The organism is Methanosarcina horonobensis HB-1 = JCM 15518 (assembly GCF_000970285.1).
Classification (GTDB): Archaea; Halobacteriota; Methanosarcinia; order Methanosarcinales; family Methanosarcinaceae; genus Methanosarcina; species Methanosarcina horonobensis.
On record NZ_CP009516.1, the window covers coordinates 3,314,763 to 3,337,453 of the forward strand.

A 22,691-nucleotide genomic window follows, 5' to 3' on the forward strand; every position below is an offset into this window, starting at 1 on the left:
ATAAAATTAAGCGTTTTAGTAGACTTACAGGGTCTACCTCTCTCTATAATTGTTGTTCCCGCAAATGAGAATGATTCAACACTTTATATACCTACACTTAAAAATTTCAAGATAAAAAGACCTGTAGGAAGGCCTGTTAACAGGCCTTCAAAAGTAACAGCTGATGGAATGTATGATACAGCTAAAATTAGAAAATATAACAGAAAAAGAGGAATAAAGTCCAATATACCAGTAAATAAAAGAAATAGGAAGAAAAAGAAGATAGGAAGACCAATAAAGGTAGATCAGAAAGAATACAAAATGAAAAGTATAGTAGAAAGGTTCTTTAGCTGGATAGAGTCATGTAAGAAAGTATTTCCAAGATATGAAATAAAAGAGGAATCATATCTAGGAGTCGTAATGGTAGCAGCAGTAATTAGATTAAATGAAGTTTTGGGATAGGCTCATAGTTAAAAAGGGCTTGCCCAGCATTAGAGACTTTCCTGTAGGCAAATTTGGAAAACTGGTTACTGTAGACAGGGCGGAAATAGAAAGTTTCAGGAGTATAAAAAACGTAATGGAAGAGTAATTTGATTCCAAACTTGAGAATGGAGAGCTGGGCTGGATAAAGTATTTTTTAGTACCAATGCAGGACGGGGAATTTCTGGACTTTGAGACCATGCATCCGATAGGAAAATTGATATTCGTTTTTGTCGGAAGTACACATGACAGGCTTAAAGACTTCTATGAATTTTGCAGCTACTCAAATATACAGAGCAAGCCTTATCCGGGAATGGATCCGCGCAGAAAGATCTCAAACAAATGTCCTGATTTCCTGAGCAGACTGAGAGGGTATGTAAATATTCTCAGACTAAACCAAGCGAATGAAAAAGACGAAACCTATATAATCAGCAGAGCAATTCAGTTACACTCTTTAATTGAAGAAAATGCTCCGAAAGTTATGAGGGAAAACAATGCACATGTCAGTTGCGGAATATTAAATGCCCTGATTAATGTGCCGGAATATATGCACGGAGTTCGCTCAATGCAGGCAATTGTAGAAATGAGCATACTTCACGAAAAAAACTCATGGGAAACGGCTTATCTGCCGCCAAAAGACCAGCTGAGCTTCATATTAAAAGCATAGACGAATTTTATAAACTCTTAGCCCAAAAAAAGGACTCATGTGTAGATATTAAATAATATTCCCTACCAGTATTCCCTGTTTTTCAGATTTAATAATATTATTTAGACATATGACAACTTCCGATTAAAATCGCAACTTTTTTAACAATTGAGGAAATATTGTCGAGTAAATATACACTAATATAAAAAACGGCAGAAGGATTAAAGATGAAAGAAGGGCTTTTGAATTGTATAACCAATCTGAGTTCGGCAATCTCGAAAATTATCTCCTCGAAAAGAAATCCTTTAAAAAGACCAGCTGTGAACATACTCTTAACACTTATGTTTTTACCGGTGAGGTTGAGCTAAAAAAACACAGATTTAAGAAGTTTTCCCTTCTGCTAATAAACACATATGATGAAAAAGCCCTTGAAATATTGAGCAAATTTTTTTTCCTCCTGTGTATAACTATAGCTCTGGTTACAATAATTAATTTTCTTGGTAATGACATTGCAGACTGGTTTTATATTTTGGGTATAGTGTTCTCTCTTATTCCTCTCATTATCTCTCTTTGTATACAGAATGTGCTTGAATATTATCAGGATACTTTTTGCAAAAAATGCGGAAACAAGCTTGCCTGTGAAGAAGTAGGCGAACCGATCATGAAGGAAACGAGCAGTTTTGGAGACTATACACTGACAGTTACAAGGCACTGGAAGTGCAGATACTGCGGAAATGTGGACACAAGAGAAAGCTCTGAGAATATCTTTGCAGAACAGGGAGAAATGCTGCCTGCAGTTTCCCTGAAAGGTATCGAGTGCAGGAAGTGCGGTGGAATAGGCACGATTGTTGAAACCAAGAGACCAGATATAAAAGAGATTGGAAAGAAAAGACTTACCAGAAGGTACTACAATTGTACGTTATGCGACCATGAGGACATCAGTGAAAGTGAGGAAATAACCTTTCACGGCACTCACACTGGTTAACTAAAAAACCGGTTTTTAGCAGAAAAAGGATTATTATCCTGACCTTACAGCCCGGATCTTGAACGTCTCTTGAAGCAAAAGTAAAAAAACTGAAAATATTAAGTCTATATTATTCTATTTTTCCTAATTCCCTTTGAGTATCAGAAATTGAAATATCCAGGTACTTCATAGTCGTTGACAAGTTCTTATGTCGGAGATACTTGCTCACTTTTGCGAAAACATAATGTAATCGCTTGGTCGAAGGTTGCAATGTTCACAATATCTTTCAATCCTTTTCATCACCCTGTTATCACAGGGAGCTTTCTGTATCTCCGTTTCATCCCTGCTTTTACCACCCCAAATTTCAATGCACTCGTTCTTTTTATCGAGATCACGAACTTTTACATTGATTGCTTCGCTAACTCGCAATGCAGGTGTATAAAGCAGATACATCCGTATTTCATACTTTTCAGCAAGTTCAGGCTAGCTAAAGGTTTGATGTAATTCATCGGGTTGTAACCATTGTTTATTATATCTTGTTAAAAAATTAAAAATTTTTTAGAAATATATAAATATTGTTATTCAAGTGCAAAATGCATCAACAACTTCAAAATGATGCATTCATGTTTGCCTGGATATACACTATATTTCAGTCAATAGCGAAAATGAAATAATGATGAAAATGGGAGTTTACCGGAACGCAACAAAAGGTATCTTATGGTGTATTAATACAAAATTCTATTTTTTATAACAATTTAATCATAGGTTTTACTACAAAACCTGTGTGTTAATGGAACCAAGAAAGAAGATACTTTGTTTGCATAATAATAACTTTTCATGCTTGTGAATAACTAATAAGTTAAAAGTTGAGTTTAGAAAAAAATTAAGTACTTGTATAAATAATATATATTCAAATAATCCCATTGATAAGCTATCCGGAGAATCTGGAAAAGAGTTCTCAATTAAAAAAGTAAAGGAAGCTATGTGACAATAAGCTATTGCCTTTGAGTCACATTCCTCTTTCGAGAAATGATCTTTAAGTCTATTGATAGATTCCGTGATTGCTTAATAAAAGAACGGTGTAAACATGGGTTTTTTTGGAGAATTATTTGAAGATGTAACTGGAAAAAGTAAAAGACCTGAAATTAAAGGTAGTAGATTTGAAAATTTTGTGTCTAATGAAATATTTACCGACATCTTATTTGATCTTGTAGAAATGACAAGGATTTTGATTCGAACAAAGAAAGGTTCGAAGAAAGAAGCCTGAATCCAGATTTTCTTTTTAGAGACAAAAGAACTGGAGAAGAATTTTGGGTTGAGGCTAAACATCGAAATGGTCTTTTTAAGAATAATAAAGGACAACTTGTTTGTGAAATATGCAAACAATGGCAATTAGACAGATACAGAGATGTAGAGAAAACTACTGGAAAAAAAGTGTATATATGTTTGGGTATTGGTCAAGACCCCAGATATCCAGAAACAATTCATTTAATACCTGTTTCTGATGCTTATCCTCAATTGTTCCAAAGCAAGCTCAAAGAAACACTGTTATGGAGAAACCCTGAGTTTTAAGACTTCAAATGGAGCAATTGTTGAAGTAACATCTAATCTTTAACAACTCTAATAATTTAGTGCAAGGATGGAGTTTTAACCCACGAAATCCTTAGATGACAGTTCTAGAGAATTCGTATGCTACTATAATTTTTAATTTTTTTCAAAAAATTATCCTGTATAAATAGTTCAGAAATGACTTATCCTTGATTAGTGGCCATTTTCCCTTTGTTTATCAGTTCAGGATGATCATTTTTCTTGTTATAGTTCTGAGCCGAATGTATGAATAGAGTTTCAAATATATCTATAAATTTTTTATTTGTGTCTTCAAAAGGAAGGATTGCAAACCAGATACTTTCTTTTTTGAATAATGAGAAATCTAATGCTCCATATAGACGTTCACAGGACTGTATTGTTATTTTTTGCTCTTCTTCTATCCGTTCCTTAATCATTTTCTTATCGTTCTCAAACGTTGTTCTAAAAATTTCTAACTGTAATGGATAATAATCTCTTAAAATTTCAGAAATACTACACTGAGTTGGATATTTACGTATTGTACCATTATTTTTAGATATATATCTGCTAAATAATCTTTCTTCAAATGATGCTTCCGTTTTGCCTATATATCGGGGTATGTCATCACAACCCCAAAGGTAAATTCCTGGTTGTTTAAAAAGAGGATCGGTTTTATAGCCTGATGCTGCCGTATAAGGTACTTTATGTAAAAAAAGGTCATCCTTGCACTTACATAGACCGTTGTTATTTAATTCCTGTATCCATATATCAAATATTTTGTCACAATGGTTTTGCAAAGATGTGGACAAACTATAGCTTAAACTCGTAGAACTACCAAAAATATCTTTTAATACTTCTTTTCTTTCAGGTGTTGACTCTATTTTTTCTTCTAGCGATTCAAGGTACTTCATATAAACTAAACGAACTATAACATATTAATAATTTTAGATGAGATTCGGCCTAGATTTTAAATAAGAACTCAAAAACTACGTATATAGAAAACGAGGATTAAGATCAGGAAAACATACAATTAGCAGGAAAAAATATAGTGTGGATTAGGGTGAAAATTTGTTTAAGCCCTTTTTTGGGACGCATATAGTATCAATTCTTAAACGTAAAGACAGATCCTTTTCTTTGAAGTTCTCCTAAATATGGAGCATATTGTATGGGCATAATACATGGTAAATATGTCTGGAAAAAATGCCTACTTGTAATCAGATAGAAAAGCAATAAAGCATCTTCTGTTGAAACCATGACTAAATCTGAATTTTCTTCTGGTAATGCTTCAAATTTTGATATATCGGGCAACCAATTTGTTATAAGTCCTTTATTCAGAACACATATAGTATCAATTCTTAAATGTACAGGTAGGTCTTTTTCTTTGAATTTCTTAGAAAGATAATTGTAAAGAACCTCTAAATTATCTGCCTCATAAGCAAAAATGTAATAATTAACAGGGCAAATCTCCAATTCTTTGCCATATTGTAAAATGTTTATTCTTAGATTTTGAGGTGGTAGTACATATGCCGCTTTTTCAAGTTTTTTTACGCTTTCCATATTCACTATACAGTTATCAATTTCTTGCTTATTTAATTTGGTTTTAACTTCAATAATTGCATAAACACATTCGATTGGTATCACACGGATTTTTTTGTTACCGTTTTTATTCTCATAAAAAATAGGCGTCTTTGCAGAATCTGATATTATAATATCTAATTGTCTACTTATACCGCCTTTCGTATCAATTACGAAACCAGTTGATATATCTAAAGATTTTGGGAGATACTGAATAAAGAAATTTCTAAAAGTTTCTTCATTAATTTGACCTTTTTCTCCAGAGTGTGGAATAGCACAACGTACCTGGTCTAACTCTGCTTTCATTGAACTGGAAATGTTTTTAAAAATTTCCCGAATATCCACTTGGAAATCTTGACTAGCCATAGAAAAACACAGTTTTAATTATTATTATTGCTACATAGTTTTTTTCCTTTTGATGGAAGGATAGAAATATTATCTACAAATGACAGGGTTCTCTCCCTAAGCACTGATGGCTCAAGTTTTAGCTTTTCGGAAAATCAACTCCTAAACACGTTTTATTTGTCTGGATTCCTGCTGTTTTATTGGCTTTTCTTTTTTCTTCAAAGAACCTATAAAGAGTCTTTTCTATGAGTACCCTTAATTTATAACATCCGAAGCTATACCCTTTAAGAATAATTTCTTTTTAGGTTTTCTCACTGATCTTTTTACCTTTAGCCTGTTTATACAAATCTAAAGAGTATTCCGGCCTTTCTGGTGGATTAAAATCAAAAATAGGTTCCAAACTTTCAATGTAATCTATAATAGCTTCAGGATTTGAAGCACAGAGTTCAAGAATTTCTTCACGATTCATAACAGTAAAAAGGAACAGTTTTATATCATTTTTCCGAAATGTAAAGAAATTGAACTCAATTCTTTTTTATAACCTGATGATCGTACCTATGTGCTCTAGGTTGACTTTATCTGTGATCTCTGTGTAAACTCAGCGACCTGAACCCCATAATAAAGGAAGATAATTTAAATATACAAAAGCGTACATGCCGACAAGAAACCTAAACCTATTTCCTAAAGAAAAACTAAAAGCACAGCACAGCTCAGTGGTAGTTTATTAATAAACTATGAAATGTAGGAGTGAGTAAAATGAGTGAATACGAATTAACTGACATTGAAAAAAAAACCCTGGATAATTGGATAATATTAAACATAATCCCACAAAAATCACCAAATAAAAATTACACTAGTTATGCACTTAAAAATTTATTTGAACAAGCACCAGATGGTTTCTTTATCACAAATAAGCAGTTTAAAGAAGCGATGGTCAGATGTAATTTCTTACCTGTAAATAAAAATAAATTAAATTGGGAATTCCGAATTTCCCTAAAATCTCCAGGGTTGAAATAATCTAAATGAGGTTATAAACCTAACATATATTGAAAAAGCTTATCCAATTTTCCCAAGTAAAGGAAACGTTTCCAACAGAGTTCCAAAAAACGCATTTCTATTGATAAACAAAATATGTTTTGTCGTTTACTATGGAGTTAGGGGACAAGTATAAACGACAGACAAAAGGATACATACGATATATACAACGGACATAAGACAAAAGACTCTCAGTATTTCAAATATTCTGATTTTTATTAAGAACCGTCTGCCCAATCGGAGTCAATTCGAACTATCCAAATGTATCTAGATCCTTGGGTTCACCAGGAAAACTATGATCCCTAATTTTCTGTTTATATTCAATAAGACCTAAGTCAAAAACGGATTGATATTGATGATCAGTGTAACCTCTTTCACATACGTCCTCAAACAAACCATCAAAACATCCATATGGGCAAACTTGGGACGAAAGAAAAGAAAGTAGATCTGATATTTGTGATTCTTTATCAAAAATACCTCGTTCTATCAATCCCTTTACTCCACCAATCTCCTCAAAGCTAATATTTCAACTAATAATACTTTTTTTATTTCAGGTTACAGAAAGATTTCAGGCTGTCGTGAAAAAGATGATATAATAATCATTACCGATTTTTATTTCGCAAGCCCCTTTTTCATCAAGGAAATCAATTGTCCGTTCCCACTCATCAGGATTTGCACTAAAGTACTCTCCGGGAGATTCAATAGCTTTTTTCAGGACCGGATATTCATCAAGTTCTTCTTCGGTCACGATAACAAATTCATCAGGCACAAACTCCAGTTTTTTGGCTTCAATAGATTTGGAGTACTCGTGATTGAGAGCTCCGAAAGCAAAGAAAGCTGCAGAGATAAGGAGAAGAGGCACGAGAGACACAACAAATGCTTTAAGGATAAAAACTGGAGACCATTCCCTTGAAATTAACAGCCCGATTGCAAAGAGGATTCCATAAATAACAAACATAAGGTATATCGACTTGGGTGGGTGAATTCCAGTGAGAGCGTATCCACTAAGGAAAAAAGTAAGAATTCCTATGAAAAAGAAAAGTAGATAATTAGAACCTTTATTGCTGGAGTTATTCACGGGCACTACTGAACAATACGCTTTAAGATTATTTAATGGTTAGTACTCTTTAAAAAACCAGAATACTGAAGAGAAGAACAAAATTGAAAAATCTCAAGGCCAAAACTGAAAACCAAAAAATAAAGTAATAAAAGAAAAAAATATGAAAATAATAGACTTAAAGCACATATCTCCAGCCATCTTTTTTCAGGCTTTTCCTGTGCACCTCATAGCCCGGCATGAGCTCCCCGACGAGCTTCCAGAACCTTGCAGAATGGTTTTTCTCCTTTACATGGCAGAGCTCATGTACAACCACATACTCTAGCTGTTCCGACGGAGCCATTACAAGCTGAAAATTAATCCTCAGGATATTGTCCGCAGAGCAGCTTCCCCAGCGTTTCTTCTGGTGCTTTACCTTAAAAGTCGGAGGATCTATTTTCAATTTTTTTGAATAAATTCTCAGGAACCTGTCAACTTCCAGTTCTGCACAGTCACTATAAAAATCCCATATTGTCTTTTTTATCAGGGCTGGCTTCAGTTCCTCAGGCGCATTTTCAGGAATGAAGACAGTAATTTCAGACCCGCTAAAGGAAGCAGAAGATTTTTTGATTCCTTCCATAGGTAAAACTTTCAGGGGATATTCTTTGCCCAGATAGAGATATTTTTCTCCGTCAGTATATTGTTTCTCCCTGATGGGCAGCCTGTTTGCCTCAAACCAGTCAAGTTTTTCCCATACCCAGCCAGCCTTCTTCCGTACCATATCTTTGATAACCTCACGGCTAAGCCCATGAGGGGCTCGAAATTCAACTTTGAGATCCGGGCGGACTACTATCGCTGCTTTCCTTCTCTTTTTGCTATAGACTATTTCGTAGTCTAATGTCCTGCCGCAAGCTTTAATACTGTCGTTTTTTCTCATAGCTGGTCTCTCGCCTGATTTTTGAGTTTTGTCCTGCTTCTTATTTTATATTAAACTCTGCTTAAACCTGCCTCTTTATTCAAGACTTATGGTTTATGGTGAAACTCGTTGTGCTTAAGGAAACTAAACTGCTGATATTTCTGACCCATAAAAAGTAACTCACTCTAGCAAACGATTCCTGTCCTGCTCAACGAAGGAGAGCGGCCTTTCCCTTAGTAAAAGAGAAGAAAAAAAGTAAGCTAAAAGCTAAAAAATCGGCTTTAAGGAGTGAAGAGATATATTTTGAGAAATGCCCGGATATTTCTTAACACTTATTTCAGGCATAAGCGATGTCCATATCATATGCCCGTGTATAATGTTCAAAGATTAAAAAGGTAAGAGTGTTGCTGGTACTGTCAAAAGTATAAACCAATACGAAGGGTCCTATATGAATCCTCCATTTTCCCTTAAACTCAGCCTCAAGAGGATAGCCCATTTCCGGTTTATAAGCCAAGAGAAGAAGGCGTTTTTTTACATAATCATAGACCGGCCGATCGAGGCTGTATAGCTTTTTAAGGTTTCTGCGAACCGACGGATGAACTGCTACTTTATACGTCATTGTTCTACCTTTTTGAGAAATTCGTCAATCTCAAACACAGGCGAGTGGTGCTCTAAGCAGTCCTTTTCTGCCTTTCGGACTTTTAAAGAAAAGGAGGGCTGAAAAGTAGTCTCTGCAGGGTAGCTGATCTCATTAAACTTTATTTCCAATTCCTTCAGTTGATTAAAAATCTCTGCAAGTGTCGTACCTATCCCTCAATCAGTTTGTAAGGACTTTTAATAAGTTCATTCATGCTTAAATGGGTTTTTGAGGCGTTCCTGAGCAGGTACCTTAAAGAGGAGATTAATAGTATCAATTATATAAATATTGGGCTTTAAATAAGGAAATCCTAACTGAAACCCTGGCTGAAATGTAACTGAAAGCTGCTCATCCCAGGTTCGTCAACCTTTTTTAAACCGGAAAGGGCCCTATTTTAAACTAATTACTTGCCGATTTGTCCCATATTTTTCTTTTAAAGCCACGTAATCTTATAACATATTTCCGTTTTGAGAAAATGAGTGGTGTTATTGTGAACTTCTGCAGAAAGTGAGTGAGAAGATTCTCGGCGCATTAAGGGCACAGTTAAGTATGTTATCAGAAGAGTAAGAAAAGAGAGTAGACAACATACTCTCCATTGAGCATCATAACAGATAAACAACTGGTGTTAACATAGACTGAAAGTATAATTAGGAGCCAAATTTTTAAGAAATTATTGTCAAATTGAATAGGATTTTGCAATCAAATTTGACATAACCTTCATTTTAAGTTAATTCGTAATACTTTTATAGTATCATGTAATACAAAAATACACTGTTAATATCCTTAATTCATATTAGTATTTAGGTTCACATTTGTAACTCATTTGGTAACAAATATAAATATTACCGAAAATGTACGAAATGTTCACACATATTAATAAAAAAATAATAACATATTTCAGGAACCATAGGTGCCTGTTAAATTTACTATAGTTTAAATGAAAAAATAGAGTCTGGAAAAAATGGAATAAAGGACAGAGGGGTACAGTTTTCAGTACTCTCCTTATTTTCAGTATTGAAAGGGTCTTGATTGGTTTTCCTCGATTTCTATTTTTTCATAGTTATAAAATGTGAGTTAGATCTATATAAATGCATATTAAAGACCATAAATGACTATAAATGGACCGTGTTGATATTTTTGATACCCATCTGTTTCGTAAATATCCTGATTCAAATTTATCAGATGATTAGAAGGATGATTCACAATCAGCAGGATGATTCACAATCAATAGGATAATTCACAAAAATAGGGTGTTCTGTAATGGAGAAAAAAAAGTTATCAGTATTATTTTCTGTTTTCCTGACAGCCCTGATCTTAATGACGTCGGGCTGTACTGACAAGGACAGTGCTCAAGCCGAAACACTGGCAGAGGAGACATTGGCTGAGAGTACTTCTAACGGATCACAGCATGCAGATGTTGTTCATCTGAGCGGTGAAGATTACGGCTATCCGCAGCCATTCACGATATATCCGAGGGGTCCCGGATCCTCAAAGGTTGGAATGATTTTTGACAGTCTGTTAGAAAGGGATGAAATAGGTACAATTCCCTGGCTGGCTGAAAGCTGGGACGTCAGTTCGGATGGAACAGAATACACATTTCATCTCCGTGAGGGTGTCAGCTGGAGTGATGGAGAACCTTTTACGGCAAACGATGTTAAATTTACTTTCGATTATGAGCAGGAAAACATACCCGTATCAGGTGGAATTGAGTCCGGAATTATAGATAATGTTCAGGTCATTGATTCCAGTACCGTCAAATTCGTACTTAAGCAGCCTGCTTCAACCTTCCTTTATAAGATGACCGGTTTCAAGATCATACCTGAACATATATACAAAAACGTTTCAGACCCCGCCAGTTTCCTTGATCCGCAGGCAGTCACAGGTACTGGTCCGTTTATTCTTGATGAGTACAATAAAGAGCATGGGACATACCGGTTTGTAGCAAACGAGAATTTCTGGGGACCGAAGACTTCCGTTAAATCCGTTGAGTTTATTCCGGTCAGCGACTCAATGGTAGCTTTTGAACAGGGGCAAATAGATTTCACAAGTATATCACCTGATACTCTTGACCGGTTCACATCAGACCCTGATATAAGAATAGTCCAGCAGCCGGCTTTCTGGGGTTACCAGTTTTATTTCAACATGAAAAAATGTCCGGAGCTTAATGACAGCAGAGTAAGGCAGGCCTTTGCTTATGCTATTGACCGTGATGAACTTGTTAAAAAGGTTGCAAGAGGTGCAGGGAAAGCCGGCAAAATGGGCATACTCTCTGAAGACCACATCTGGTATAATCCTGACCAGCCGGAATATGGCTACGATCCGGATAAAGCCGGAACCCTGCTTGAAGAGGCCGGATGGACTGATACGGACGGGGACGGAATACGTGATAAAAACGGGGAAAAACTGTCATATGTATTGTCACTTAGCAGCGGCGAAGTCCGTATCGGTGAACTTATAAAAGAAAGACTGAGTGAAGTCGGAATTGACGTTCAGGTGAAAGCCCTGGAAAGCAAGTCCCGTGATACCAATCTAAAGAACGGAGATTTTGAACTTTTGATCAGCGGCTTTGGCGGCTGGGGACAGGATGCAGATTACCTTCGTACAAGGTACTGTGATACGGATTCACAGTCATCAAACAGTGTGTCGTCCGGAGCAGCAGTGTATGGTTACCACAATGACACCCTGAACGCCCTTGGTGCCCGGGAACTGCAAGAACTCGACGATGAGAAACGGAAAGAAATAGTATACGGTATGCAGACCGTACTTGCGAGTGATATCCCCGCAATACCGCTCTATTACACTACGTCGTATGATGCATGGAGAATTTCAAAATATGACGGCTGGATGAATATGTACGACCACCATGCAAGGACACACAGCATTCTTTCGTATATTGAGAGGGATGGAATTGCAGCAAAAAGATAATATTAACAACCTGATCGAATGCTGGAAAAAAGCCACGGAAAACGGGCTGATCCATGATGAGGGCAGGATGGCAGAGTTCTGGAACAAACGTTCTGAAAACTATGCCAATAATCTTGGAAAAGATAACAGAAAGAAGAGAACCGATGAAATCCTCAAATTCCTTGAAGAAGCCAGTTTTAGCCCGGAAGGTTCCAGAGTCCTGGATCTCGGGTGCGGACCAGGCACCCTCTCCCTTCCCCTCTCAAGGCTTGGAGCAGAGGTGACTGCACTTGACATATCTTCCGGAATGCTCAACAGACTGAAAGACACAGTAAAAAATGAGTCTCTCCCGATAGATGTAATTGAATGCTCCTGGTGGACGGCAGACATAGATAACCTTGGGCTCCGGAACAAATACGACCTTGTAATTGCATCCATGACTCCCGCAATAAAGGATATTGAAAACTTTGATAAGATGATGGCCTGCTCAAAAAATCTCTGCTATTACAGTAACTTCCTTAGAAGAGTTGAGGATAAGGCGTATCGTGATATCAGGAGTTCGATACTCGGGGAAAAATCCGAGAATAATATGAACGGTGTAATTTACCCATTCATGTATCTTTACCTCTCAGGCTACAGGCCATCGCTCAGAATAAACCATTCCGAATGGAAAGATGAAACAAACTGGAGAGAAGCGGCCGATCAGGCAATGGAGTTTATTGGACGAGGCCGGGATTTTGATAATGAAACAAAGGAAAAAATAATGGACTATTATCAGAATGCTTCACCGAATGGAATTTACCGTTCCGAATCCGATGTATATACCGGTATGATGGTCTGGGAAGTTAACAGCAGATAATCGGGTGTTAAAGGAGCAGATGATTGGATGGAAAAGGATAGGAATTCGTTTATTTTCAGGTTGTTATCAACCCTTTTTGTAATTCTTGCCATAAACTTTTTTCTTCCAAGAATGATGCCCGGAGACCCGTTTTCAACCACTTCCGCAGATGAGGTTGGGGAAGAGATTATCGTAATGACGGAGGAGCAGCGGCTTTATTACATGAAATATTACGGACTTGACAGGCCGCTTAATGAACAGTTTTTGGTATACATGAAAAACCTGATGACGGGCAACCTGGGAAAGAGCATTTATTACAAAATGCCTGTCAGGGATGTAATAATGCTCCATCTTCCCTGGACCATATTGATCGTTCTTGGCGCTACAACAATCAGTACAATCTCCGGTGTGGTTCTGGGAACACTTTCGGCAAAGAACAGGAAAAACGGGAGTGACAGGATTATGATGACGGGGTTGATTGCCTTTGCGGAAATTCCCTCATTTCTGCTCGGCCTGATTCTTCTCCTGATTTTCAGTGTATATCTCAGGCTTTTCCCGCTTGCGGGCGCTGTTACTCCTTTTGCGGACTATAATGGTCCTGCAGAACAGGCATGGGATATACTGTACCATGCATTTCTGCCTGTTGTGACCCTTTCCCTTTCCCAGCTGACCGGTGTGTACCTTCTCACCAGAAACACATTGATTACAGTGACAACAAAGGACTATATCAGGACTGCACGGGCCAAAGGCCTGGGCGAAAAAACCGTATGGATCCGGCATGCACTCAGAAATGCCCTGCTTCCGGTAGTGACAAGAACAGGTTTTATGATCGGTATAATGATGGGCGGAGTTGTACTTGTTGAGAATGTTTTTCGTTATCCCGGTATAGGGATGACACTCAGAAGTGCTGTAGTCTGCCGGGATTATCCTCTTATTCAGGGTATTCTCCTGGTAATTGCGGTCTCCATACTTATCTGCAATCTGCTTGTCGACAAAATATACGGGAAACTTGACCCGAGAGTTGCGATATGATAAAGGATGTTACTGCCTCTGGAAATGCCAAAATAATTTCGTTTGCTCAGGCTTTGAATATTGACAGAACTGTCAGCAGTATAGCCAGGACATTCTCCAGGTTCAGTACTGAAGGAAAAATCGGTGTCTTCGGAATAATCTGTATCATTTTAATGGCAGTTTTTGCTCCCATGATAACAATTTATCCTCCCCAGAAAATCACAGGTGATTCCCTTGAACCTCCAGGTCCAGGACACATACTCGGAACCGATGAACTTGGTATGGATATCTGGTCACAGATATGCTATGGTGCAAGAATGAGCCTTACAATAGGGCTTGCAGTAGCCTTTGCAGCAGGTTTCGGGGGAGGGGCTGTTGGAATACTGGCAGGATATATCGGAGGGCACACTGACCAGGCGCTGATGAGAGTAATTGATGTGACAATGGCTCTTCCGAGTTTTCCTCTTCTGATTGTAATATCCGCTTTTCTCGGGCCAAGTATTCTTAACGTAATCCTTATACTTGTTCTTTTCAGCTGGGCAAAACCCGCACGTATTGCACGTTCTCAGACACTGGCATTAAAGAAGAACAGCTACATTATTGCTGCCAGGAATTACGGTGCAAAACCGTTTTACCTGCTCTGGAGGCATATATTTCCCGAAGTTATGCCTGTCCTGTTCGTGCTTGTCATCGGCATATCCTCCCACGCTATCATAGCCGAAGCAGGGCTTGCCTTTCTGGGTCTCGGAGACCCTACTTCCAAGAGCTGGGGGATGATGCTCAATCATGCAACCGGGTTCAGGTCGATATATTTTACACCTTACTGGCAATGGTGGCTGTTACCTCCGTTGTTCATGCTTATTTTTCTCCTGCTCTGTCTTGCGTTCATAAGCAGAGACATGGAAAGGATACTTGACCCGAAATTAAAGATAAAGAAAGGTTTCTGATTATGAGTCTGCTTAAAATCAATGATCTTAAATGCCACTATCTGACTGACATCGACACTGTCAGGGCTGTTGACGGCATTTCTTTTGAAATTGAAGAAGGAGAAATTCTGGGCATTGTCGGAGAATCCGGAAGTGGCAAGACTACCATTGCGCTTGCGATCATGGGGCTTTTGCCGGAAAATACATCCATTTCCGGCGAAATTCTTTACAGGAATGATGTAATCTCTTCTTTGCCTGAATCCGGGATGGACAGATTCAGATGGAAGGATATTGCAATCGTTTTTCAGAACAGCCTGGAGGTAATGAATCCTGTTATGAAAGTAGGCGTTCAGGTAACGGAATCAATGATAAGGCACCTTGGTATCAGCTCTGAAAAAGCCCGGAGTAAATGTGCTGACCTGTTCCGGACCGTCGGCCTTGATCCGAAATGGATGGATTCATATCCGCATCAGCTCTCCGGAGGTATGAGGCAGAGGGTTCTTCTGGCAATGGCTCTTTCATGCGATCCGAAGTTGCTGATTCTCGACGAAGTTACTTCTGCACTTGATGCGTTTACCCGAAAAGAGATCAGGGATCTCCTGGTTGACCTTCAGAAGAAAAACGGGTATACGATGTTAATGATCTCTCATGATATCACTTTTGTCTCTTCTGTGGCGTCCAAGATTGCTGTTATGTATTCGGGAAGGGTTATGGAAACCGGCCCTGTAAGGGATATTCTCGTATCTCCCCGTCATCCTTATACGAGAGGTCTTGTCCATTCGACACCGGATATTTTCGTTTATAAAGATTTATGGGGAATTCCTGGAGGTATTCCGGCAGGAGATGAGTTTAAGGGTTGTCCCTTCAGCCCGAGATGCACACAAAAAATCGGTATATGCAATAAAGTTTCTCCGATTCTGATGCCAGCAGGAAGCGGGCGGGAAATTGCATGCCATAGAGGTGGCATAGCAGGACTTCTGGAAGCAAAAAGCCTGAGCTTCAGTTATCGTCTTCCGGATGGAGAATATCTTCAGGCAGTTGATGAGGTTAATCTGGAAGTGAGGGAAGGAGAAGTTCTTGCAATTGTCGGTCAGACCGGTTCGGGCAAGTCAACCCTTGCACACATCCTTGCAAACGTAATCAGGCCCGATTGCGGAGAGGTATTGTTTATGGATGGAAATATCAGAGGGGGAAACTATGGAAGCAGGTTCAATGGCATTCAGATAGTGTTCCAGGACCCCTTCAGTTCAACCAGCAACAGGTTTACCGTGCTTGATGCAATCAAGGAGCCTCTTTATATCAATAAAATCGGGTCCAACGGAGATAGACTCCAAATGGTTAAAGACGCCCTTGAACTTGTTCATCTTCCCGGTAATGATAATTTCCTCAGAAAATATTGCGGTGAACTCAGCGGCGGGCAGAGGCAAAGGGTTGCACTTGCCAGAGCAATGGTCATGGAGCCAAAACTTCTTATTGCCGATGAGATAACTTCGGCTCTGGATGTCTCAACCTCTGCAAATATATTGCGTCTTTTAAAGGGCCTTCAGAACAGGAGAGGATTTGCAATGATATATATTTCACATGATCTCTCCCTGACACTGAAAATTGCTGACCGAATAGCCATTATGCACTCAGGAAAGATTGTAGAGATGGGAAATTCCCACGATGTAATGCTTTCACCTTCTGACGAGTACACAAAAAGGCTTGTGGGTTCAAGAATAGGGCTATGCTGTCATAACCATTGAACATCACAGATCCATTAAGCGTCACAGATCTATTAAGCGTCACAGATCTTCGTATATAATTTTCAAGTTTATGCTGTTCGTTTTTGCCAATGAAAGGTGAATTCTGAAAGGCGAGTTTTGAAAGGTGAATTTTGGATAGTTTTTCAAAAATCCCGGTTTGAAGGTCTTGTTTGATATGAGTGCAATAATAATTAAAGAGCTGACAAAAAAATTCGGGGAATTTACTGCTGTGGACAGTGTCTCATTTTCGGTTGAGACCGGAGAGCTTTTCGGGCTTCTAGGTCCTAATGGTGCGGGAAAGACGACTATTCTGAATATGCTTACCACTTTTCTTCTTCCTACGGCAGATGATGCTGAAATCGCAGGATATGATCTTAGAAGAGATCCCTATGAGATAAGGAACAATATCGGAATAATATTTCAGGACCCTTCGCTTGATATAGGTCTTACAGGGAGGGAAAACCTTGAGTTTCATGCCATGATGTACAATAGCAGTCCAGATAAGCGAAAAGAAAGAATCCGTGAAATGCTTGATGTTATCATATCTGACTATGAGAAAAATACTCCGGATATTTTTCAGACTGCCGGTAGTCTGGGTATAGGGATAAGTTCGATAAATTTCAGCAAACCAAGTCTTGAAGACGTTTTTATCCGCCTGACAGGTTCAACGATACGGGAGCAGGAAGGTAGCAGGAAGGCAGTCAGGCGTGATAGGATGAGAAGGAGGATGCTCCGAGGATTCAGGGAAGAGTTATCTATATTCTCTGGCGGCGTGAGATGATAAAGTATTTCAGGGCAAGATCCAGAATAGCGGGTGCTATTGGCATGCCGGCTTTTATGCTGATCTTTCAGGGTATGGGATTTAGAAAAGTGGAATTTCCGGGCCTGCCTGAATCGATAGGGTATTTTCAGTATCTTGTGCCAAGTATTATCGGGATTACGCTTCTTTTCACGGCTGCTTATGCAGGCATGAGTGTCATAATGGATAAACAGTTCGGTTTTTTAAAAGAGGTAATGGTGACTCCTGCAAGCAGAATCTCTATTGTTCTCGGGATGATCTCCGGAAGTGCAACCACATCAATCATTCAGGCAATTATCATTGTGATGATGTCGGTATTACTTGGTTTTAGACTGCCTTTTATTCCTGCGATTCTGTCCTCTCTCATGATAATGGTTCTTATATCGATGATCTTTATAAATATAGGATTAATTTTGTCATCAGTACTGAAGGATTTTCATGCGTTTAGTACGGTTATTAACTTTATTGCGTTCCCTCTGTTTCTTCTATCTGGAGCTTTATTTCCGATTTCAAATTTGCCTGCCCCTATAAGGGTTCTATCTTACTTTGATCCGCTGACATATGGTGTGGATGCCTTGCGAGAGGTATTAATCGGCCATTCTGAATTCTCAGTAATTCTGGACGTATGCATTCTTTTGACATTATCAGTTCTCATGGTCTTTGCCAGTGGTTATTTCTTCCGGAGGGCAGAGACGATATAAATGTCAGGATTTAAGCGGTTGAATAAAAAACAGGAGCATAAAGCACCAAACTATCTAAAGCATGCTATCACAGCATACTCCCATGTACCTATTTTTACCTCAAAAGTGCGCAGCTCCTAATATGATTATATATTTTTAATCTTTATTTATATCCGGCAAATTAATTTCAGGAATAATTTCACGAACCCCATTCATGAAAAACATTAAAAAATAACGAAAAAATCAACAGGAGATATTTAAATGCAGTACAGCATGGGCATTGACGCAGGAGGGACATACACAGATTCGATCATCATCCGGGATTCCGATGGCAAGGTGATGGATTCGAACAAAGCTCTTACTACATATCCGGACCTCCTTGAAGGAATTAAAAACTCCATTGACGGGCTGGATGAAGAGTATTTAAAAGACGTAAAAATGGTATCAGTCTCAACAACTCTTGCTACAAACACAATCCTTGAAAAAAATGGCTACCCTGTAGGTTTAATCCTTGTAGGAGATTACGAGATTCCGGAAAAAATGCAGGCTGAGTTTTATACTGTGGTAAAAGGAGGGCACGACCATCACGGAGCTGAACTGACTTCCCTTGATATGGAAGCAGTTGAGGCTTTTGTAAGCAAGGTAAAAGACAGGGTCTCGGCTTTTTCAGTCTCTTCATACTTCAGCATCCGGAACCCTGCCCATGAACTGGCAATTAAAACTCGTATCCAGAAACTTACCGGATTTCCCGTTGTCTGCGGGCACGAGCTCTCGCTTGACCTCGGAGCCTACGAAAGGGGGATCACAGCCTACCTGAACGCCCAGCTTATTCCTATTGCAAGCCAGTTTATCCTTTCCATCAGGGAAGAGATCAAGCGCAGGGGAATGGATGCCAGACTGCTCATGCTTAAATGCGACGGCTCTGTGGTGGGCATTAACGAAGCCCTGGAAAAACCCATAGAATCGATTTTTTCAGGTCCTGCTGCAAGCCTTGTAGGGGCATCCCATCTTTCAGGGCTTGAGACCTGTGCAGTTATAGACGTCGGTGGAACAAGTACGGATGTCTCTATGCTTGAAAACGGGCTTCCCGAACTCTGCTCGGAAGGAGCTGTGGTTGGGGGCTGGCAGACCAAGGTCAAAGCTATCCGCATGGAGACCTCGGCAATGGGAGGGGACAGCCATGTATGGGTTAAAAACATGAAAATCAATATAGGTCCCCGCAGGGTTATTCCACTCTGCGTTGCAGCTGTCAAATACCCCGGCTTTCTTGAAGTCCTGAGAAAAGGAAGGATCCCCGGAACTATGCACCTTGAAGAAAACGTGCAGCCCACGAAATTTTTCATAAGAACAGGGGTAAAAGCTTCAAACCTTGGAAGTTATGAGCAGGAACTCTTTGACAGGATAGGAAACACTCCCACATCCCTTAATGATATCTTCTGGGAAACTCAAAAAACTCTATCCCCCGGACTGCTCGATTCTCTCATAAGAAAACGCCTTATTCAGGCAATTGGTTTTACCCCAACCGATGCCCTGCACGTGCTCGGAGATTACAGGGGATGGGATGTGGAAGCATCGGTTGCCGGGGCAAAACTTCTGGAACGTTACACTCAAACAAACCATATTGAACTCTGCAGGCACATAAAAAAGGACGTTACAAAGAACATGGCACTGAACCTTATGTCCTTTGTCTTGAAAGATGTACCCTCTCAGGAAATCGAAAAAATTATCCTTTCGGATAGGTTTGCGCAGTTCAGGATGAAAATTCCTGTCGTGCTGATAGGAGGCCCTGTAGTCGCCTATACGGAGGAGTTAAAGCAGATTCTTGATGCTGATATTATAGTCCCCAGATACTCGGAAGTAGGAAACGCTGTAGGGGCTGTAGTCGGAAAGGGCATAAAAAGGATTGAAATTCTTATCAAGAGCACCTATACAAAAGACAGGAAGAGGCTTGTCCTTCTTTTTTCTCCCAGAGGCAGGGAAACATTTGGAAGCTATCCGGAAGCCCTGGAACATGCAAATTCCCTTGGAAGAAAACTGGTAATGGACTATATGACAGAAGCAGGGCTTGACAAAGGAAAAATTCAGATAGAAATTACCAGAAGGGATATTTCATTGAGTGAAGCAGGTACGATACCCGTAGAAACAAAACTTGTTTTTGTTGGAGTTGGAATGCCTAAAGTTTGAGTTCCTGACAGCAATGTTTATATTTTTTCCCTCAATAGTGCAAATAATACTAAATGGCTTACGAACAGCTTACAAATAATTAGGACATGTAATAAAATTCGGAATCTCAAATGGCAATTTATGCACGTCCCGAAAATGGAAAAAATAAAATCAGGAAGTTAAAAAAAATGGCATATAGTCTTGGCATTGATGCCGGCGGAACTTACACTGATTCCATATTAATCCGGAATTCGGATGGAAAGGTTATAAGTTCAAACAAGGCACTTACAACGTATCCCGACCTTCTGGAAGGGATCACGAAATCAATTGACGGGCTTGATCAGGAAAAACTGAAACTTGTGACAATGGTTTCGGTCTCCACAACCCTTGCAACCAACACAATTCTGGAAAAGACCGGGTACCCTGTAGGGCTGATCCTTGTAGGGAACTATGAAATCCCCGAGGATTCTGAGATTGAAAACTGTACAATGGTGCAGGGAGGGCACGACAGTCATGGAGATGAAGTAGCAGCCCTTGACCTATCTGCAGTTGAAAACTTTGTTTTAAGGCTAAAGGGCAGGGTTTCGGCTTTTGCGGTCTCTTCATATTTCAGTGTCCGCAACCCCGAACATGAGCTTCAGGTAAAAGCCCTGATCCAGGAACTTACAGGCCTTCCCGTTGTCTGCGGGCACGAACTTGCCCAGTCCCTGGGTGCTTATGAGAGAGGGGTTACAGCTTACCTCAATGCCCAGCTCCTTCCGGTAGCAGAGAGTTTTCTAAAAACCGTTGTCCGTGAGATAGAAAGGAGAGGGCTTGAGCCCAGAATAGCTATGCTCCGCTGCGACGGGTCTGTCGTAAGCATGCACGAAGCCATGAGAAAGCCAATAGAATCGGTCTTTTCAGGCCCTGCTGCAAGCCTGCTTGGGGCTTCCTACCTGTCAGGTAATGAAACCTGTGCAGTTATCGATGTTGGAGGGACGAGTACGGATGTCTCCCTGATTCATAAAGGGCTTCCTTACCTCAGTGAAACCGGAGCAGTTGTGGGAGGCTGGCAGACAAAGGTAAGGGCGCTCAGGATGGAGACCTCGGCAATGGGAGGAGACAGCCACATCTGGGTCCAGGGAAGCAAGATAAATGTCGGACCACGCAGGGTTATTCCTCTCTGCAGGGCTGCTGTCCTTTATCCTTCGTTCATGAGTACACTTAAAAAACGCTGGATTCCTGACAAGCTCAAATTGAATGAACACATCCAGGCAACAAAGTTCTTTGTAAGAACAAAGCAGAAGCCTGTTAACCTGACCAGGGAAGAAGAGGAACTCCTTGCCCTGATAAAAGATGAGCCTCTTTCTCTCAAAGACATTTACTGGGACAAAAATATTCTTCCTGCCAAAAAAGTAATGGACCTGCTTATCCAGAAAAGGCTTGTGCAGGCTATTGGTTTTACTCCAACCGACGCCCTGCATGTGCTCGGGGAATACACTGAATGGGATTCCGAAGCTTCTGTCATAGGGGCTACGCTGCTTGCAAACTTTATCGGGACAGAAAGGCAGGACTTCTGTTTAAATGTAAAGCGGCTTTTTGCTCGGAACATGGCAAAAGACCTCATTTCTTTCCTTATGGAAGGAGTTGACAGGAATGAAATTGAAAAAATGCTTGAAGGCAGCTTTTTTTCCCGCTTTAAGGTAGACATTCCGGTTGTGCTTCTCGGGGGTCCGGTTAGAGCTTATGTGGATGACCTGAAAAAACTGGTAGATTCAGAAATAATTGTCCCGGAATACTCTGAGGTAGGAAATGCGGTAGGAGCTCTTGTCGGAAAAGGGACTAAACGTGTTGAAATCATAGTCCGTACAACTTACAGCGAATCAAGGTATGACCTGAGGACAAAAGGGGTTTTTGTCTATACCCCTGTCGGAAGAAGGCATTTTATCGTGAGAAATGAGGCTCTCGAGTTTGCTGAGGAATTCGGAAGAAAACTTGTCCTTGATTATATGGCTGAATCCGGGCTTTCTCCTGACCAGGTCACAGTCAGCGTAGAAAAGAAGGATATAATGGTCCATGCAGGCGATATTCCTCTTGAGACCAGGTTTATTATCGAAGGGATCTCAAACTCTGATGTTTACGAGAAAGCGGTATCCGGGAATAAAACGCTTTCTATAAATTTTGATGAACTCGAGGGACAGACCTGATCAAGGGATTTGATCTCCCATAAGGACTTCAATACTTGAAAATTGGCAGTGAAAAAGGGTAAAGTTCATAACTCTCCTGTACATTTGGAACATGAAACATTCATTGGGAACATGAAATATTGGTTTAAGCTTACCGGTTCATTCGAAAGGTCACTCGAGACTGTAGAAAAGTTTTAAATCATTTATAAATTATCTATGTTCTATTGGTTGCCCAGACAATGGAAATCGCACAGCAGATGTACGAAGAGCAGATATATTTA

The 22,691-nt window shown here is 39.7% G+C and carries 21 protein-coding genes; 14 read left to right on the forward strand and 7 right to left on the reverse strand.

The features are described 5' to 3' along the window. The 3 genes from MSHOH_RS14515 (at window position 1) to MSHOH_RS14525 (ending at window position 2,090) form a co-directional block, all read left to right on the forward strand. Window positions 1–441 carry an IS5/IS1182 family transposase gene (locus MSHOH_RS14515; protein ID WP_052730774.1) on the forward strand — a complete coding sequence of 147 codons (441 nt, stop codon included), beginning with the start codon at window positions 1–3 and terminating at the stop codon, window positions 439–441. 184 nt (window positions 442–625) lie between these two features. Then, complete coding sequence (locus tag MSHOH_RS14520) at window positions 626–1,126, forward strand: hypothetical protein (RefSeq protein ID WP_048140670.1); 501 nt, start codon at window positions 626–628, stop codon at window positions 1,124–1,126. Window positions 1,127–1,352: 226 nt separating this feature from the next. After that, complete coding sequence (locus MSHOH_RS14525; RefSeq protein WP_048140672.1) at window positions 1,353–2,090, forward strand: hypothetical protein; 738 nt, start codon at window positions 1,353–1,355, stop codon at window positions 2,088–2,090. A gap of 204 nt (window positions 2,091–2,294) precedes the next feature. Here MSHOH_RS14525 and MSHOH_RS25885 read toward each other — a convergent pair whose 3' ends face one another. After that, the gene (locus tag MSHOH_RS25885) at window positions 2,295–2,522 is read right to left on the reverse strand and encodes a tyrosine-type recombinase/integrase (RefSeq protein ID WP_052730878.1); all 228 of its coding nucleotides are present in this window, start codon (window positions 2,520–2,522) and stop codon (window positions 2,295–2,297) included. Between the two features lie 634 nt (window positions 2,523–3,156). Here MSHOH_RS25885 and MSHOH_RS14535 point away from each other — a divergent pair. Then, window positions 3,157–3,336 carry a hypothetical protein gene (locus MSHOH_RS14535; RefSeq protein ID WP_048140674.1) on the forward strand — a complete coding sequence of 60 codons (180 nt, stop codon included), beginning with the start codon at window positions 3,157–3,159 and terminating at the stop codon, window positions 3,334–3,336. A gap of 484 nt (window positions 3,337–3,820) precedes the next feature. On the opposite strand, the gene MSHOH_RS14540 is transcribed toward MSHOH_RS14535, so the two are convergent. The 3 genes from MSHOH_RS14540 to MSHOH_RS23940 form a co-directional block, all read right to left on the reverse strand. Further along, window positions 3,821–4,546: a hypothetical protein gene (locus tag MSHOH_RS14540; RefSeq protein ID WP_048140676.1), complete on the reverse strand. Its 726-nt coding sequence runs from the start codon at window positions 4,544–4,546 to the stop codon at window positions 3,821–3,823. A gap of 190 nt (window positions 4,547–4,736) precedes the next feature. Further along, window positions 4,737–5,576, reverse strand: a complete 840-nt coding sequence (locus tag MSHOH_RS14545) for a DUF6602 domain-containing protein (RefSeq protein WP_048140678.1) — start codon at window positions 5,574–5,576, stop codon at window positions 4,737–4,739. 280 nt (window positions 5,577–5,856) lie between these two features. After that, a complete protein-coding gene (locus MSHOH_RS23940; RefSeq protein ID WP_158024192.1) occupies window positions 5,857–6,024 on the reverse strand; it encodes a hypothetical protein in 168 nt (55 codons plus the stop codon). A gap of 287 nt (window positions 6,025–6,311) precedes the next feature. On the opposite strand from MSHOH_RS23940, the gene MSHOH_RS14550 reads away from it, so the two are divergent. Beyond that, on the forward strand, window positions 6,312–6,572 hold the full coding sequence (locus tag MSHOH_RS14550; protein WP_048140680.1) for a hypothetical protein: 261 nt from the start codon (window positions 6,312–6,314) through the stop codon (window positions 6,570–6,572). 586 nt (window positions 6,573–7,158) lie between these two features. Here MSHOH_RS14550 and MSHOH_RS14560 read toward each other — a convergent pair. From MSHOH_RS14560 to MSHOH_RS14570, 3 genes are all read right to left on the reverse strand, one after another. Further along, a complete protein-coding gene (locus MSHOH_RS14560) occupies window positions 7,159–7,668 on the reverse strand; it encodes a hypothetical protein (RefSeq protein WP_048140684.1) in 510 nt (169 codons plus the stop codon). A 157-nt stretch (window positions 7,669–7,825) separates the two neighbouring features. Further along, the gene (locus MSHOH_RS14565) at window positions 7,826–8,563 is read right to left on the reverse strand and encodes a M48 family metallopeptidase (RefSeq protein ID WP_048140686.1); all 738 of its coding nucleotides are present in this window, start codon (window positions 8,561–8,563) and stop codon (window positions 7,826–7,828) included. 316 nt (window positions 8,564–8,879) lie between these two features. Then, window positions 8,880–9,161 carry a type II toxin-antitoxin system RelE family toxin gene (locus MSHOH_RS14570; RefSeq protein ID WP_048140688.1) on the reverse strand — a complete coding sequence of 94 codons (282 nt, stop codon included), beginning with the start codon at window positions 9,159–9,161 and terminating at the stop codon, window positions 8,880–8,882. 1,278 nt (window positions 9,162–10,439) lie between these two features. On the opposite strand from MSHOH_RS14570, the gene MSHOH_RS14580 reads away from it, so the two are divergent. From MSHOH_RS14580 to MSHOH_RS14620, 9 genes are all read left to right on the forward strand, one after another. Then, window positions 10,440–12,104, forward strand: a complete 1,665-nt coding sequence (locus MSHOH_RS14580; RefSeq protein WP_048140691.1) for an ABC transporter substrate-binding protein — start codon at window positions 10,440–10,442, stop codon at window positions 12,102–12,104. Beyond that, complete coding sequence (locus tag MSHOH_RS14585) at window positions 12,082–12,942, forward strand: class I SAM-dependent methyltransferase (RefSeq protein ID WP_048140693.1); 861 nt, start codon at window positions 12,082–12,084, stop codon at window positions 12,940–12,942. The genes MSHOH_RS14580 and MSHOH_RS14585 overlap by 23 nt, the downstream gene beginning before the upstream one ends. A gap of 27 nt (window positions 12,943–12,969) precedes the next feature. Beyond that, window positions 12,970–13,953, forward strand: coding sequence for an ABC transporter permease (locus tag MSHOH_RS14590; protein ID WP_048140695.1), 984 nt, complete (start codon window positions 12,970–12,972; stop codon window positions 13,951–13,953). Then, complete coding sequence (locus tag MSHOH_RS14595) at window positions 13,950–14,879, forward strand: ABC transporter permease (RefSeq protein ID WP_048140697.1); 930 nt, start codon at window positions 13,950–13,952, stop codon at window positions 14,877–14,879. The genes MSHOH_RS14590 and MSHOH_RS14595 overlap by 4 nt, the downstream gene beginning before the upstream one ends. A 2-nt stretch (window positions 14,880–14,881) precedes the next feature. After that, entirely contained in the window at window positions 14,882–16,603 is a 1,722-nt protein-coding gene (locus tag MSHOH_RS14600; protein ID WP_048140699.1) for a dipeptide ABC transporter ATP-binding protein, read from the forward strand. A 175-nt stretch (window positions 16,604–16,778) separates the two neighbouring features. Beyond that, the gene (locus MSHOH_RS14605) at window positions 16,779–17,384 is read left to right on the forward strand and encodes an ATP-binding cassette domain-containing protein (protein ID WP_048140701.1); all 606 of its coding nucleotides are present in this window, start codon (window positions 16,779–16,781) and stop codon (window positions 17,382–17,384) included. After that, window positions 17,381–18,103: an ABC transporter permease gene (locus MSHOH_RS14610; protein ID WP_048140702.1), complete on the forward strand. Its 723-nt coding sequence runs from the start codon at window positions 17,381–17,383 to the stop codon at window positions 18,101–18,103. The genes MSHOH_RS14605 and MSHOH_RS14610 overlap by 4 nt, the downstream gene beginning before the upstream one ends. A 240-nt stretch (window positions 18,104–18,343) precedes the next feature. Next, the gene (locus MSHOH_RS14615) at window positions 18,344–20,266 is read left to right on the forward strand and encodes a hydantoinase/oxoprolinase N-terminal domain-containing protein (protein WP_048140704.1); all 1,923 of its coding nucleotides are present in this window, start codon (window positions 18,344–18,346) and stop codon (window positions 20,264–20,266) included. 167 nt (window positions 20,267–20,433) lie between these two features. After that, window positions 20,434–22,431 carry a hydantoinase/oxoprolinase family protein gene (locus MSHOH_RS14620; RefSeq protein WP_048143515.1) on the forward strand — a complete coding sequence of 666 codons (1,998 nt, stop codon included), beginning with the start codon at window positions 20,434–20,436 and terminating at the stop codon, window positions 22,429–22,431. Window positions 22,432–22,691: the final 260 nt, after the last annotated feature.